Here is a 14,322-nt window from a genome sequence, read left to right as displayed (position 1 = left end):
AAGATATTACTATTTGAATGATCATTCAAGAACATTTTTGAATGTTTGTTCAAAATTAGTTAGAATCTCCGGCAAGTATCGGTAAGAGGTAAGAATGCAATGCGAAACGCAGAGTTTGATAGGGCGCAAGTACTCAGGGGGGCAATGGCGGCCTTTATGCGTAAGGGATATACCAAGACCAGCATGCAAGATCTCACCCAAGCCACCGGATTACACCCTGGGTCCATTTACTGTGCTTTTAGTAATAAACGTGGATTACTCATTGCCGCTATCGAGCAATATCAACAGGATAGAAACGAGCAATTCAAGCTTATCTTCTCCAACAACCAGCCAGTGCTTAAAAATTTAAAAACTTACTTAGATAATGTCGTCGTCGAATGTATCAGCTGCGATAGCCAGCAAGCCTGTTTACTGACCAAAGCGTTAAATGAAATCGCCGAGCAAGACGATGAGATTCAACATATTATCAGTCAGAATCTCCACCTATGGCAAAACGCACTCACCGCACAATTTGAACTTGCAGCTTCTCAAGGAATGTTACAAGGGCAGCTCAATAGCGAGCAGAGAGCACAATATTTAATGATTGGAATTTATGGCTTACGAACCTTCGCCCACACCCATCCGCAGGCGGAGATATTGCAGCAATTAGCCAATAAACTGTTTGATGATGTTTGCAGATAACAGCCGAACCTGACGCTTATTTAACCGAACGCATAAAGCAAAAGGACGATAAATCAACTTATCGTCCTTTCAATATGATGTTTTGCCAGTATATTTTTTCTTAACCTATATTTGCCTGTGCAAAAACACGCTCACCGAGTGAGTTCAAAATCTTACACTCACCTTCTAATACGGCAATAATGGATTTTCCTTTGCGAAAACTTGCAGGAATCATCACACGACCTGACTCGCTAACAGGTAAACCTTGTAACACCGAATTGTGCATAATTAACCCAACGGGCGCATCATAATACAAAACTGTAACAGTCGCTTGTGTTGCTTGCATAACTTTTAACTCACATTAAGCAGAATCTACTGCTATCGATCAAAGTGGCAAGAGTCTCCGTTCATCTCTTATGAAAACAAAACTCAAAACTTGTTTTACCATTTAAAATCAACAAATTAAAAACTCAAAGCGATATAACTTTGTACAAAAGATAAAGACATCATCGCGCCATGAATATCACATCATTTAAGCACTTCGGCAAATAGATGCCAATCTATTTCTATTTTGTTAATCAAATCCGCGCAATCGATCACACTTAAGTAACAAGGGCAGATGAATATTTATCTACAAAATAAAAGCGTTAATTCTATATTAAACTACTGTTACTTCGCTTTAAACCCTACTCGAAAACCGCCCCAGTGTTTACCATTAACATAAATGGGTACTGACAAGTCATGCATAATCTCCCCGGTATCTCGCTTATAGGTTTGCAGTAAAACAGGATCCGTATGTGTCCCACAACGGCTGCCCGTAGGGTCATTAAATAAGCGTTTAGTGCGATTGTGCACCATATCAACCTCAACTTTGCCCGTTAATGCTTGGCTAAAGCGTTTATTATGGGTTGGGAAATAACCTTTTTTATCAACGGCTCCAGCATAAATGATCTCACTATGCTTAGCTAAAATCGGTTCTTGAATCGCGGGGAAATGTTGATCGGTGAAACGGTCAAATGCTGTGGTATATTTCTGCGGCTGAGTATTGGCAATTGGCTGATATTTGGGACTAAACAACTCTGCTTCCGTAAAACTACGATTAGCTAATCCTTGCGCAAGTTTCTCTCCGCAAGCTTTTGCCGCTTCATTAGCGACTAATAGCACTTGTTGATCAAAGGTTTGAGTATTCCAATGAGACAGTGCTTTAAATATACCCTCTGTCGTTAATGATAGGGTAAACGCCTGCTCAGAAACTGTCATGCTTTGTCTTCCTGTTGCAGTCAGCGAGTCACGGATCTGCGCTACCGAGTTGCTAATCTCATTGGTGGTATGATTGTATTGCTTAAGGGAGTCTTCCATATCTCCAAGGGCATGCGCAGAACGAGTTACAGAGGTTAAGATATCAGTAAAGTGACCATCCAACTCCCCCATCGCACCGACAACATCAGCAGTTTGCAAAACCACTCGTTCCATTAACGCTGAACTTTTGTCTGTTTCAGCACGAATTTCGAGCAGCATCTTACCGATATCTTGGGTCGCTCCAGCCGTTTTTCCGGCAAGGCTTCGAACCTCATCAGCTACCACAGCAAAGCCTCGCCCTTGCTCTCCAGCTCTTGCCGCTTCAATAGCAGCATTTAATGCCAGTAAGTTTGTTTGTTCCGCAACCGAATTAATGACCTCGGTGATTTTTTGAATTTGTTCAGCTTTTGACTTTAAGGCCTGCACTTGCTGAGCAGCAGTGTTGATATCAGCATTTAATGATTCGATAGCAGATACGCCCTTTTGTGCTTGAGTTCTGCCTTGCACACTCAAGCGCTCAGCCTCTTGGGTTTGGACTAAAATGCTGCTGGCATTATCACCAAGCAAAGCAGTTGTGTTACTCAATTGCGCCGCAGCCACCGCGATAGCACTCGCATGCTCACCATTGGACTCAATCGATTTATTCAATAAATCAATAAAATGTGAGACCTCAGCTGCACCAATTGCAATCTTACTGGTTTGGACGCTGATATCATGCTCAGGAGAGCTTAACCGATTGAGCCTAAGAGCATTTTCATCAGGATTTGGCGCCTTGATACTCAAAAAACGCTTAACAATCCATAATACCCACACACAAACTATCCCGCCTAAAACCAAGGCATGTGTCAAACCGGATAAGGAGATGGCATTAAGTAAAAGGCTGCCAAACACAACTAAGACTAAACTCAGTGCAATGACGATTTTATGTTGTAATTCCATATTTGTATCTCACCAAGAAAACGCACATGCAAAGTGAGAGAAGTGAGTATTCACTTGCTATCCATTGCTATTTGATTGGCCGCAGTAAGCAGAATAGACAAATTCAAGCACTGCGTAGTGAGTCTATCCTTCTGACTAAATTGAACTATTCATCCTAAAACCTATAGTCTATCTTCAGCGCTCTAACGCGCTTATGGCATTAGACATTAGTATAGATTTCGCCGAATTACCCAATAAATCCTTCCTAAAATCCTCTGGCCATTTTTAGCTGACAAAATGTGGTGCTTATCGCTTTATTGACAAGAATTCCAACTCGAGTGACTGCACATACGGCAAGAAAACTGCTACTATCGGCGCAATTTTTTTGAGCTAACGAGATCAAGATGGGCAGAGCATATCAAAACCGTAAAGAATCCATGGCGAAAACAGCTGGCCAGAAAACCCGCCTTTACTCACGCTACGGTAAAGAAATTTACGTAGTCGCCAAACAAGGTGGTGTCGAGCCGGACGGCAACTTATCACTCCGTCGTTTAATCGAACGCGCGAAGAAAGATCAAGTACCAGCACACGTTATTGAACGTGCTATTGATAAAGCCAAAGGTGGTGGCGGTGAAGATTATGATACTGCCCGTTATGAAGGTTTCGGCCCAGGTAACTGTATGGTCATCGTCGACTGCTTAACCGATAACGTAAAACGTACTTTCACCGAAGTACGTCAAGCCTTCGTAAAAAACGATGCCAAACTTGGTACACCCGGTACAGTAGGCCATATGTTTGACCAGTCTGCCGTATTCGTTTTTCCTGGTGAAGATGAAGATGCCATTCTTGAAATTCTGATGATGGCTGATGTCGATGTGAATGACGTTGAAGTGGAAGATGGCATGATCAGTGTTATCGCACCACACACCGAGTTTTTCAAAGTTAAAACGGCACTGACAGATGCAATGCCTAACATCAACTTTGAAGTCGAGAACATCACTTTTGTGCCTCAAACTATGACCCCAGTTTCCGGTGAAGATGTGGCAGTATTCGATAAATTTATCGCCGCTTTAGAAGATTGTGACGACGTGCAAAACGTTTATCACAATGCAGAAATTCAAGATTAATTAAAATCTTACTTAACAAAAACGCAGCCAATGAGCTGCGTTTTTATTTGCGATCATGCATGAAATTCAATCGCTGCACACTTGGCCAAACGCGCCAGGTCTCAATGCGCGCTTCATGGAGGGACTCATCATCGCGATGGGCCATAATCATTATGGAAAATAGTTGCCACTGCCGAAAGCGGCGCCATATCCATACAATACCCACCGACCACTAACACCTGCGAGTAGTAAAGCGTTACCGCATCCGGCAATTGGTATCGCAATGCCAAGGTTGCATTCCTACTTTCACTAACTCATAGGCTAACGACACCGCCACTCCCGCTTAATAAAAACAACGTAGCTTGGTTTTATCAAAAACGCTGCTCACATGGAGTCATTTCACTAAGCAATTGATTTAAAATAAATATATGACATCACTATATAGCTGGCGTTATTAGGCGTGGTTAATAAACCACATATCAGATAAAACTTTACAAACTGAATTAAATAAATAATTCAAATAACTTAGCGGATTAAGACTTTGCCTGCGTGATAGACATAGTCTCTTATGGAATACTTGCCTTAGAATGGATGATAAATTGTTATTGAAGGAAGCAAATAGGTGCAAGGAAATCGATTAACCAAAGCAGAAACGATGCTAATTGGTGCGGGTACCCTCACTTGGGCACTTGTCGCTTGGCTGGGATTTAATCAAGATATTCAAGCCAAGCTACCCACGCTCAACAAAAGTTGCCATATAGCACTTTATGCATTGTTTATATTATTGTTTTTAATGCTGACAATCTTCGAACATTCTCGTAAAAGTCTCAAGATAAATAGGTTTTTAACCATAGTACTTGTTTGCTGTACCCTCGGCTTAATGCTGTTAAGTGAGCATTCCTTGTTACCCATCTTGCTCGTACTGTGGGCGTCACTGTTACCCGAGTTCTTTAGCCGCAATGCTGCTATAGGACAAATCCTGTTAGCCAATCTTAGCTATTACTTCATTCTGCACTCACACACCTCAAACAGTATTATTTTTAATGTCCTTATTTATATGGGATTCCAGCTATTTGCCTATAGTAGTAGTCAAGCGAGATTGTCCGAGCGCGAGTCTCGCCGGATACAGGAACATCTTAATCAACAACTTATCGCCACGAGAGCCTTGCTGAGTCAAACCAGCGAGCAGCAAGAAAGGTTGAGGATCTCACGGGATTTGCACGATATTCTCGGCCACCAACTCACTGCGTTATCATTGCAACTTGAGCTATTAAGTCATCAAGCACCTACGGAGCTCAAATCCACAGTCAATCAGAGTAAATCACTTGCCAAGGAATTATTAGAGAGTATCCGCGCCGTGGTTCGTGCGCAGCGGGTTAATATTGGCCTCGACTTAAAGCCTCCGCTTGATGCAATAGCAAGCCGTTTACCTAATGTTAGCTTGCGGTATAAATCATTAGTGCCGCTACAGTCGACTGAACTGGCTCAAGCCTTATTACTGGTATTGCAGGAAGGGATCAGTAATGGGGTGCGCCATGGCAAGGCCAATCAGTTCACGCTGTCGATGCAACAGCAACAAACCGAACTTATCATTCAACTTAACGATAATGGTCAAGGTATTAACCAAACCGCTTCAACAGGTATCGGGCTCAATAGCATGCAGGAAAGGTTATCAGCCTTTAATGGTAAGGTGTGTTTGCAGCCCAATGAAAATGCTAAAGGTTGTAGCCTTATTATCCGGCTGCCACAAAATACAACAATGTAAAAGACATCCCAACAAAACGGGTTACAAGGAATAAGTCGCTACTTATGGAAAAACTTCAATCGGCAATCACAACTGATAACCCATCTGCACCTCACTCTATCAAGGTGGGATTAGTGGAAGACCAACAGTTAGTTCGTCAGGGGATCGCGAGCCTGATTGCCATTTCTCAGCATATCAAGGTGACTTGGCAGGCCGAGAATGGTCAAGAAGCACTTAGGCTGCTGGAAACTGAAGCCGTAGATTTACTATTAAGCGATATTCGCATGCCAGTGCTCGATGGTATTAGTTTGCTAAAACAGCTTCGCGCCGCACAAAATCCCTTACCAGTAATAATGTTAACCACCTTTGATGACAGCGAATTGTTTTTAAATAGCTTACATGCCGGCGCAAATGGCTTCTTATTAAAGGATGTGTCTCTGGATAAGTTACTGCATGCCATTGAAACGGTTGCCAAAGGTGAGTATCTAATAGAACCTTCAGTACTTGAACAGATGCAGCACCTATCTCATGCATCTCTATCTCCTGCACCTCTCAACATTGCAACTCAAGCGTTGTTATCAGCTCGCGAGCAAGAGATTTTACGCTATATGGCGGGAGGGTTTTCCAATAAAGAAATCGCCGATGCAGTATTTTTGGCCGAAGGAACCGTGAAAAACCACGTTTCAACCATTTTGGCTAAACTCAATTGCCGAGACCGTACTCAAGCAGTACTAAAAGGCTTACAAATCGGCTTAATTTAGAACGGGCCCACCAACGAAAAAGGGCCTTAAAGGCCCTTTTCAATGCAATCACTGCCGCGAAAAACTAGCGTAAATCCATCTCTTGGATAATTTCATGGGCAATAGGTGGCGTTGTGCAGGTCGGCTTTTCATGTAAATCGGCCTTTAACTGACCTTTACGGTGTTTTAGTGCAGCATCCAATTTTTTAGCTGCTGCAGCAATCGCGGGGTACATGATTTCATCCGTACCTGAGGCGGAGATGCGACTGCCTTCGTAATTTGTTCGAATTTCAACCTGAAACTCGCCATGCTCCTTAGCAATAATGATATCGAGCCCAATGAGAGTGGGGAAATGAGTGGCGATTTTTGAAAACTTTTCGTTAACGTGTTCTTTGACAGAATCAGTAACATCGACATGGTGACCAGAAAGATTAATTTTCATAGGTTGTCCCTTTTAGTGTCTTTACTTTTTTTTCGCTTCACTATTAGAGCTTGGGGCATGGCAAATAAAACACAAGCCCCCTAGACAAATATTTCGAATGAAACAGGTATTAGCAGCAGCTAAATGTGAGGCTCATCAAAGAAATAGCACAATACGGGAACGTTAAAATAAATTAACTGGTTGATTTATAACCGACAAAAAAATAAATTAACTGGTTGATTTATAACCGACAAAAAAAATAAATCAACCAGTTGAATGCCAAGTGCTAATACTTACGCTGCACGCTTTGTTGCCAGAATTGCTGCGATAGGTGATGAGTTTTTGTCGATAAGCGCGAAACCTGCTCGCCCCTTGCCGCCGCATCTTGAGTCTGCTCTAAACTCTGCTGTGCCAAATCGCTGATCACATGGATAGCACGACTAATTTCCGCCGCTACAGATGTCTGTTGAGTCATTGCTGCGGCATTGTCATCACTTAAAGAGTTGATCCGAGCGATAGAGGATAACAACTCACCAAAAGCCACACTGGCATCCTGTGCTAAAGAGACTGAGCGCTTAACCTGCTCCTGTCCGGCCGTCATCGTCGATGTCGCTTTTTGCGTGCTATCTTTAAATCGACTGACAATTTGCTCAATTTGTGAAGTTGACTGACTGGTTCGGCTAGACAATTGCCGCACCTCATCGGCAACGACAGCAAATCCCCGGCCAGTCTCCCCAGCCCGTGCCGCTTCAATTGCCGCATTAAGCGCCAGTAGATTAGTTTGGTCGGCGATAGAGCGAATAACTTCTAACACTTGATAAATCGCTTGGCTATCCTGCTCTATGGTTTGGACCACATCGGAAAAATGGCTCACCTGCACACTCAGTTGATGGATAGCTTCGATAACAGTTTCAAGCCGTGAATGGCCGCGCTGTGCAGCCTCATGGCTGGAGACCATTTCAGATGCAGTGCGATGGATATTATCTGTTACCTCAGCAAAACTGGCACTCATTTGTTCCATTGCCGTTGCCGCCTGGGTGGTTTGCACACTCTGACTATCGGCATGCTCCCAGGTATTAGTGATGGTTTGTTTGAGATTAACGCTCTGCTCTTGTATTTCACTTGCTGAATCCGCCATCCGGCCAACAACCCCACCGATTTCAGTAATTAAAAACCGCAGAGCCAGATCAATTTTCCCTATTTCATCCTGTCTACCGGTATAAATACCCATCGCGACGGGATCGTCAATAATATGAGTAGCAACGCTGACCAATGCTTGTAATGGTTGCATAAGCTTGTACCACAATACCCAAGCAACTAAAGCCCCCACAAGTGCGGCTAATAAAGGGGAGTAACATGCCAAAAACGCCGTACGCCGCAATAGCTAAAAACATGGAGGAGAGAATTTTCCCCCGAAATCCTAATCTATCTTTTTTTAATGCTTTAGGTTGTTTACCTTGATTAATGCCTTGATAAACATCTTCAGCTGCTCTGATTTGCTCAGGTGTCGCCTGGCGACGTACTGATTGATATTCATGAATTTTGCCATCTTCATATACAGGTGCAACATAGGCATTGACCCAATAGTAACCGCCAGTTTTGGTCTTGTTTTTGACTATGCCCATCCAAGGTTTGCCGCTTTTAATTCTATCCCAAAGCATTTTAAACGCAGCGGCAGGCATATCCTCGTGACGAACGATATTGTGAGGACTCCCTTGCAACTCAGTAACGCTATATTCACTTATCTGCGAAAAGGTTTGATTAACGTACTTAATATTTCCTTTCAAATCGGTCGTAGAGAGTAGGATTGCGTTTTCAGATAGGTGTTTTTCACCTTTTTTTGAATGTGTTTGCATAGGGATATCAAAATGACTCCAAGTGAAAGTTGCAGGGGATTTTGCCAAAATGACAGAACACCTACTTTGATTAAGTTCACACTGAAAGCAGAAAATTTAACCAAATGCTAAACAAGTAAGATCAATCTCATCAATAAAACCAAACATTTGTGACATATTGCACAGGGTTACGCATAACGCGAGCTAGCACTCAAAATGCGTTAAGGATATTTTGTGCACCGCCTCAATAAATGCAAATGATATTGTTTATCATTTAAATCAACTGCGTTATAATCATCAAAACAATAGCCTGATAGCTCATTAGAATGCCCGCTGTATTCAGCTATGGCTGAATTGGCATTTGGATTAACCGTTTAATATTGACTGAAATAAGTAGCACTTATGTCACATATCCCAACATCAAATTCCCCCCTCTCAGCGATAGCTGTACGTCCTGTATCGGGTTATTTTCAAGCCGCCATTCGGTGGCTAAAACAAGAGCAAACTCAATTTGGTTTGCAGGTATTTGTTCGCGCGAGTGCTGCGTTATTGGCTGGCTATATTGCAGCGGCAACGCTGGCCTGTTTACTGACTCAAATACTGCCAATGTCTCGATTTGAGAGCACATTAACGGCCAATATGCTGGCATTCTTGTTTTATGCCATCGCCATTATTTATGCCTTTTGCGTGCGTAAAACCTGGCATGCGTGGCGGGATCTGATGTTATTTAGCCTCCTGTGTTTTACTCTGCTTAAGGTGTGTGGACAGTAAGATGAAAGAAACCTTTTTTAGAACCTTATCTTGGCTACACACTTGGGCGGGTTTACTCGTTTGCTGGGTATTATTGCTGATCTTTTTTGCAGGCAGCCTGAGTTATTTTCGCCATGAAATCAGCCTATGGGCTGAGCCAGAACTTCACCGCGGTACATTTCAAGACTATCAAACAAATCAATTAATAAGCCAACTTGATAAGGGCCAACACTATATCGAGAGTCATTCGCCAGCGGAAACACAACGCTGGTTAATAAACTTTCCGACCCAGCGTAGCCCTATGCTTAGCTTTGCTTGGCAACTGCCGCCTGAAAAAGGGCAACGTCGTGGCAAAATCGAGCAACATACGGCACTTGCTGATGGGAGTGGCGTCATCACTGACGTCCGCGATAGTCGTGGGGGTGACTTCTTCTATCGTTTACATTTCGACCTGCACTATATGCCCGCCATTACAGCGCGCTACATTGTGGGCGTCTGCACCATGTTTATGCTGATTGCCCTTATCAGCGGTATCGTTATCCATAAGCGTATCTTTAAGGATTTATTTAGTTTTCGTCAAAACAAGGGCGCACGCTCTTGGCTCGATGCCCATAATGTCAGTTCTGTTATTGCGCTGCCTTATCATCTAATGATCACCTATACCGGCCTTATTACCTTGATGCTGATCTATATCCCATGGACGGTAAGCACAGCTTATCCTGAGGATAATCAAGCCTTTTTAAAAGAACTCAATCCGGCAAGACAAACGGAGAAGGCCTCAGGCATTTATGCCGAGCAAGTACGTTTAAGCCAACTGTTACCCCAAGTTAAGGCTGAATGGGGCAATGCGCCAATCAAGCAGGTGATTGTTTCCTATCCTCAAGATAAAAATAGCCAAGTGACCTTCTATCAAAATACTGGCAAAGATGTCACCGATGAATCAACACTCCTCGTGTTTAACGGCGTGACAGGTGAACTCAAATACGCCAGTCCACACGAAGTATCAGGAACGGTGGCAACCTACGACACTATGATGTCACTGCACACCGCGCGTTTTGCTGCGCCGTTGCTGCGTATTTTGTTCTTCTTTTGCGGCTTACTCGGCTGCGCCATGGTAGCGACTGGCACCTTAATGTGGGCAATTCGTTTGCGCCAGAAACAGCAAAAGGCAATCGATAAAGGCGAGAAACCGAGCCGTGGCCTGCGCTTAGTTGAGGGATTAAACTTCATGTTTATCTTAGGCTTGCCCTTGGGTGCGGCTGCATTTTTCTATGCCAATCGCATATTACCCGCCGATTTTGCAACGCGTTCTGCTTGGGAAGTACATAGCTTCTTTATTGCTTTAGGTGCTATGGGCGTGTGGGCATTTTTCGGGCGCAGCAGACGCGATTGGCAAATAGCTCTGGTGCTGATTGGCACACTCTATTGTGCGCTACCCATACTCAATGCACTCACATCGCCAAGCCACTTTATTGATAATATCCAGTCTCAACAGTGGGCTTTGGTTGGTTTTGATGTGTTAGCGGTTTTAATCGGTGTAGTAATGCTATTTGCCAGCACCAAACTCTCATTGGTGGCAAAAACACTGCAAAAACCGAATCGAAAAAATACTATTTCAGATAAAAAACCTATGCGAAAACCCGTTGAGACCACTTACGCAACCGAACTTACCTCATCGCCCTTGGAGGAAGCAAAGTCATGATGCCAGAATTTATCCCTATGCTCGGCATTCTCGGGCTTAGTTATCTCTCCCTTGCGCTGTTTGCGTTAGCTAAGTTTGGCCACTTTAAAGATGTGTTTAAACGCCCACCGTCACAATGGCAGAGCCGCCTGTTAACCCTGTTTGCTTGGCTGTTATTAATCATTAGCTTAAGCACCTGCGCCCACGGGCAAGGCTGGACCTATGGCAGTATTCTGTTTATGGGGATCATCTCACTAGCCGCCATGTTAGTGATTTTGACCCTAAGCTATAGCCCACGCCACCTTCCCATAGGGATAGTTACTGGCAGTGTATTGACTGGCAGCTTACTGTTAAGTGGTGGGATCTAAACCGTTTCACAGATGGCGCACTAAACTGTGCACCCCATGCTGGAGAAGTCTTTTTAGCTAAGCTATAGTGCCCAGATGTCCTGCAATAAGGAGAAAAACATGGGCTTTAACTTAACGGTGAATTGGCAAACCTCGCCAGCAGAAGAAGGCGAATTTTGCCGTGATCACAGTATTACCTTTGGCAGCGGTCAAACGATTCAGGCATCCTCAGCCCCTGAATACAAGGGCAATGCACATTTTGTCAATCCAGAGGAAAGCCTACTCGCGGCGCTGTCTTCCTGCCATATGCTGACCTTCCTCGCCATTGCGCACCTCAAACGCCTCCCCGTCGTGTCCTATGTCGATGAAGCATCTGCGGAACTAGGAAAAAATGAAGCTGGTAAACTTGCCGTCACTAAAATGATCTTAAATCCTAAGGTCGTTTTTGCTGAAGGTGTGGAAGTCACTCAGGAAACACTTGAGAAAATTCACGAAAAAGCCCATGTAAACTGCTTTATCGCTAATAGCTTAGCAACGGATATTCAAATAAAGTTTTGATGGTTATAGGCAAGTTCATGCAGATAGACCTGCCGCAAAAATAACGATAAACCGTTAACCAGCACCAAATCTATAGGCAAAAAAATGGGCGTGGTCTTGGGAACTACAAGACCACGCCCTAACATTGAACAGACTCAGCTTAGCTGAATTAGCTTAAATTTCGGTTAAAAATTTACGTTAAGCCAACTACTTAGCCTTTATATCTTCCGCCATACCTTTCGCTGGCATAGGTTGCGCCTTCAATGCGGGAATAGGCTGCTTAATCAATTCATCCTTAAGATAGCTAATGGCGGTTTCGAGCTGTGCATCGTGGCCGTTAAAGGTCGCAAAGGGTAAGTTATCCACCTCGATATCCGGTGTTACACCATGACCTTCGAGTACCCAGCGGCCATCCATCGCATATTGCGGATATTCGGCGACCCGCGCCATCCCTTTATCTGTGAGTGAGTTACGACCCGATAACCACACGCCAGCGCCCGCCGTTTGCTTACCGATGAGCGGAGCAATCCCCAGCGCCTTGATCCCCGCCGAGAAGGTTTCACCATCTGAGTAAGTCAGCTCGTCGGTTAACACCACTAAATGCCCACGGAAAGTTTGCTGCATATTGGTATTAGGCGTGCCATGGGTTGGCTGCCAAAATGCCCAAGCGCGGCGTAACAGTTTTTCGATAATCCAACTATCAATATTGCCACCACGGTTACGGCGAACGTCGATAATCAGACCGTCTTTGTCATAATTGGTGTAAAACTCACGGGCGAAGCTCTCAATATCGCCGCCGCCCATGGCATATAAGTGCAGATAACCCATCTTGCCCTGGCTCGCCTTGGTCACGACCTCCGCATTATGGTTGACCCAATCTAAATAACGTAATTGGCCATCGACCAGAGTGCTCACAGGCATCACTACGGTTTTATGGCTTTGGCTACCACGTTTAAGCTCCAGTAACACTTGCTTATCCTGTTGATTACGCAATAAGCGGGTCACATCAGCCACATTCCCCACCGGCGTGCCATTGATGGCGAGTAGCACATCGCCTTCTTTCGCATCGACTTCGATACGGCTCAAAGGTGATGCTTGGCTCGGCAGTTCAGGATCATTTCGATAAATGTGGGCAATTTTCACCCCATCGCTAGTTTGCTGTAATCGAGCGCCTAAACTCGCGCCCTTCGCCGCGTCAGGGTCCTTCGGCAAATCACCACCACGCACCTGCGAGTGCAACGAATCTAACTCGCCCATCATCTGCATAAAGATATCGTTTAGCTCATTACGATCCGTTAAACGTGCGAGTAATGGTTGGTACTTAGCCTTGGTTGCCTGCCAATCGAGACCGCGCATTTTTTTATCGAAGAAGGAATCTCTATGCATTAACCACGCATCTTCAAACATTTGTTGCCATTCTAAGCTTGGCGAAATCGCTAATTGCCATTGGTCAGTCTGTACCTTGGCATTGTCGGTATCGCCGAGTTTATCGCCCACATCAACAATCATCAGCGACTTTTCATCACTTTGTTTACGCAGCAACAACTTTTGACCATCAGCAGAGACACTGTAGTTAGCCACATCTTCAGCAAACACTTCGACTTTAGGGCGCTGTTCAGTGAACTTAACTGTCATGAGATTAGGTTGGCTTTCGTCACCAATCGCTTGGTCGAGTACATACAAACGACCATCAATGGCGGATAGCTGGCTGTAATTACCCGAATCAACAGGTACTTGCCATAAACGCTCGCTAATTCCCGCCCAATCAATTTTTACAGGCGTTGGTTTATCTTTTGAGTCAGCGTTTTCTGCCGCCTTTGCCACTAATTCCGTTGGTTTACTGAAGGGGAACTTGGCATTCTTTACTAAGGCAATCGCAAAAATCTGGCTGCGTTTATCAAACACTGGCCCCATATTGCGGTCGCCCCACGGTGAGCTTGGTGTTGCAGTAAACTGGCGATTGGAGAGGAAATATAACCACTGGCCATCACTACTAAAAGTCGGTGAATAGGATTCATACTTGTCACTGGTGAGTGCTTGGGCCTTATTCTCATCCACCGAATAGAGTACGATTTGTGGTCTTTGCTTGCCGATTTCAGCTTTGGTTAGCGCAATAAAACGACTATCACTAGACCAGCGAATATCAGCGTAGGGACCGAGTCCCTCACCGTTGCTGATGATTTTTTGGTTAGTATTTTTCTTTAGATCCAATAGCCACACATTACCGTCGTTATCGTCATGGGCAAGATAACGACCATCGCTTGACTGACTCAGCGACATTCTA

General features: G+C 44.3%; 13 protein-coding genes and 1 pseudogene. 8 read left to right on the top strand and 6 right to left on the bottom strand.

Annotation, left to right across the window (positions count from 1 at the left end; genetic code table 11):
• Window positions 1-99: 99 nt before the first annotated feature.
• Window positions 100-681, top strand: a complete 582-nt coding sequence (locus SHEWPOL2_RS12790) for a TetR/AcrR family transcriptional regulator (RefSeq protein ID WP_037428789.1) — start codon at window positions 100-102, stop codon at window positions 679-681.
• 100 nt (window positions 682-781) lie between these two features.
• Here the strand turns inward: SHEWPOL2_RS12790 and SHEWPOL2_RS12785 are convergent, their stop codons facing one another.
• Entirely contained in the window at window positions 782-1,006 is a 225-nt protein-coding gene (locus SHEWPOL2_RS12785; RefSeq protein ID WP_037420886.1) for a TIGR02922 family protein, read from the bottom strand.
• 323 nt (window positions 1,007-1,329) lie between these two features.
• Window positions 1,330-2,898: a methyl-accepting chemotaxis protein gene (locus SHEWPOL2_RS12780; RefSeq protein WP_037428786.1), complete on the bottom strand. Its 1,569-nt coding sequence runs from the start codon at window positions 2,896-2,898 to the stop codon at window positions 1,330-1,332.
• 383 nt (window positions 2,899-3,281) lie between these two features.
• Between SHEWPOL2_RS12780 and SHEWPOL2_RS12775 the strand changes: the two genes are divergently transcribed.
• Window positions 3,282-4,004: a YebC/PmpR family DNA-binding transcriptional regulator gene (locus tag SHEWPOL2_RS12775; RefSeq protein ID WP_037420892.1), complete on the top strand. Its 723-nt coding sequence runs from the start codon at window positions 3,282-3,284 to the stop codon at window positions 4,002-4,004.
• Between the two features lie 128 nt (window positions 4,005-4,132).
• On the opposite strand, the gene SHEWPOL2_RS22900 is transcribed toward SHEWPOL2_RS12775, so the two are convergent.
• On the bottom strand, window positions 4,133-4,273 hold the full coding sequence (locus tag SHEWPOL2_RS22900) for a hypothetical protein (protein WP_157173871.1): 141 nt from the start codon (window positions 4,271-4,273) through the stop codon (window positions 4,133-4,135).
• 332 nt (window positions 4,274-4,605) lie between these two features.
• Between SHEWPOL2_RS22900 and SHEWPOL2_RS12770 the strand changes: the two genes are divergently transcribed.
• Both SHEWPOL2_RS12770 and SHEWPOL2_RS12765 read left to right on the top strand, forming a co-directional pair.
• Window positions 4,606-5,748 carry a histidine kinase gene (locus tag SHEWPOL2_RS12770; protein WP_086024036.1) on the top strand — a complete coding sequence of 381 codons (1,143 nt, stop codon included), beginning with the start codon at window positions 4,606-4,608 and terminating at the stop codon, window positions 5,746-5,748.
• A 44-nt stretch (window positions 5,749-5,792) separates the two neighbouring features.
• Window positions 5,793-6,488 carry a response regulator transcription factor gene (locus SHEWPOL2_RS12765; RefSeq protein WP_050991362.1) on the top strand — a complete coding sequence of 232 codons (696 nt, stop codon included), beginning with the start codon at window positions 5,793-5,795 and terminating at the stop codon, window positions 6,486-6,488.
• A 64-nt stretch (window positions 6,489-6,552) separates the two neighbouring features.
• On the opposite strand, the gene raiA is transcribed toward SHEWPOL2_RS12765, so the two are convergent.
• Together raiA and SHEWPOL2_RS12755 are read right to left on the bottom strand one after the other, a co-directional pair.
• The gene (raiA, locus tag SHEWPOL2_RS12760; RefSeq protein ID WP_023266557.1) at window positions 6,553-6,909 is read right to left on the bottom strand and encodes a ribosome-associated translation inhibitor RaiA; all 357 of its coding nucleotides are present in this window, start codon (window positions 6,907-6,909) and stop codon (window positions 6,553-6,555) included.
• Between the two features lie 265 nt (window positions 6,910-7,174).
• Window positions 7,175-8,744 (bottom strand): annotated as a pseudogene (locus tag SHEWPOL2_RS12755) (PAS domain-containing methyl-accepting chemotaxis protein).
• A 381-nt stretch (window positions 8,745-9,125) separates the two neighbouring features.
• On the opposite strand from SHEWPOL2_RS12755, the gene SHEWPOL2_RS12750 reads away from it, so the two are divergent.
• From SHEWPOL2_RS12750 to SHEWPOL2_RS12735, 4 genes are all read left to right on the top strand, one after another.
• Window positions 9,126-9,494: a DUF3649 domain-containing protein gene (locus tag SHEWPOL2_RS12750; RefSeq protein WP_037420902.1), complete on the top strand. Its 369-nt coding sequence runs from the start codon at window positions 9,126-9,128 to the stop codon at window positions 9,492-9,494.
• Between the two features lies 1 nt (window position 9,495).
• Window positions 9,496-11,175 carry a PepSY-associated TM helix domain-containing protein gene (locus SHEWPOL2_RS12745; protein ID WP_037428783.1) on the top strand — a complete coding sequence of 560 codons (1,680 nt, stop codon included), beginning with the start codon at window positions 9,496-9,498 and terminating at the stop codon, window positions 11,173-11,175.
• On the top strand, window positions 11,172-11,522 hold the full coding sequence (locus SHEWPOL2_RS12740) for a DUF3325 domain-containing protein (RefSeq protein ID WP_037428781.1): 351 nt from the start codon (window positions 11,172-11,174) through the stop codon (window positions 11,520-11,522). The genes SHEWPOL2_RS12745 and SHEWPOL2_RS12740 overlap by 4 nt, the downstream gene beginning before the upstream one ends.
• A gap of 99 nt (window positions 11,523-11,621) precedes the next feature.
• Window positions 11,622-12,059, top strand: a complete 438-nt coding sequence (locus tag SHEWPOL2_RS12735; RefSeq protein WP_037428778.1) for an OsmC family protein — start codon at window positions 11,622-11,624, stop codon at window positions 12,057-12,059.
• Window positions 12,060-12,245: 186 nt separating this feature from the next.
• Here SHEWPOL2_RS12735 and SHEWPOL2_RS12730 read toward each other — a convergent pair.
• The coding region (locus tag SHEWPOL2_RS12730; RefSeq protein ID WP_037428833.1) for a S41 family peptidase at window positions 12,246-14,322 on the bottom strand (2,077 nt) is incomplete at its 5' end.

It is taken from the genome of Shewanella sp. POL2, from assembly GCF_000282755.1.
Lineage (GTDB): Bacteria > Pseudomonadota > Gammaproteobacteria > Enterobacterales > Shewanellaceae > Shewanella > Shewanella xiamenensis.
Note: the sequence above shows the minus strand (reverse complement) of the source record. Positions and strands in the feature narration are given on the sequence as shown.

Excerpts from the sequence above, each read along its gene's own strand:
- SHEWPOL2_RS12790 (WP_037428789.1), top strand. The coding sequence starts at position 100 with ATGCGAAACGCAGAGTTTGATAGGGCGCAAGTACTCAGGGGGGCAATG.
- SHEWPOL2_RS12785 (WP_037420886.1), bottom strand. The coding sequence starts at position 1,006 with ATGCAAGCAACACAAGCGACTGTTACAGTTTTGTATTATGATGCGCCC.
- SHEWPOL2_RS12780 (WP_037428786.1), bottom strand. The coding sequence starts at position 2,898 with ATGGAATTACAACATAAAATCGTCATTGCACTGAGTTTAGTCTTAGTT.
- SHEWPOL2_RS12775 (WP_037420892.1), top strand. The coding sequence starts at position 3,282 with ATGGGCAGAGCATATCAAAACCGTAAAGAATCCATGGCGAAAACAGCT.
- SHEWPOL2_RS12765 (WP_050991362.1), top strand. The coding sequence starts at position 5,793 with ATGGAAAAACTTCAATCGGCAATCACAACTGATAACCCATCTGCACCT.
- raiA (WP_023266557.1), bottom strand. The coding sequence starts at position 6,909 with ATGAAAATTAATCTTTCTGGTCACCATGTCGATGTTACTGATTCTGTC.
- SHEWPOL2_RS12750 (WP_037420902.1), top strand. The coding sequence starts at position 9,126 with ATGTCACATATCCCAACATCAAATTCCCCCCTCTCAGCGATAGCTGTA.
- SHEWPOL2_RS12745 (WP_037428783.1), top strand. The coding sequence starts at position 9,496 with ATGAAAGAAACCTTTTTTAGAACCTTATCTTGGCTACACACTTGGGCG.
- SHEWPOL2_RS12740 (WP_037428781.1), top strand. The coding sequence starts at position 11,172 with ATGATGCCAGAATTTATCCCTATGCTCGGCATTCTCGGGCTTAGTTAT.
- SHEWPOL2_RS12735 (WP_037428778.1), top strand. The coding sequence starts at position 11,622 with ATGGGCTTTAACTTAACGGTGAATTGGCAAACCTCGCCAGCAGAAGAA.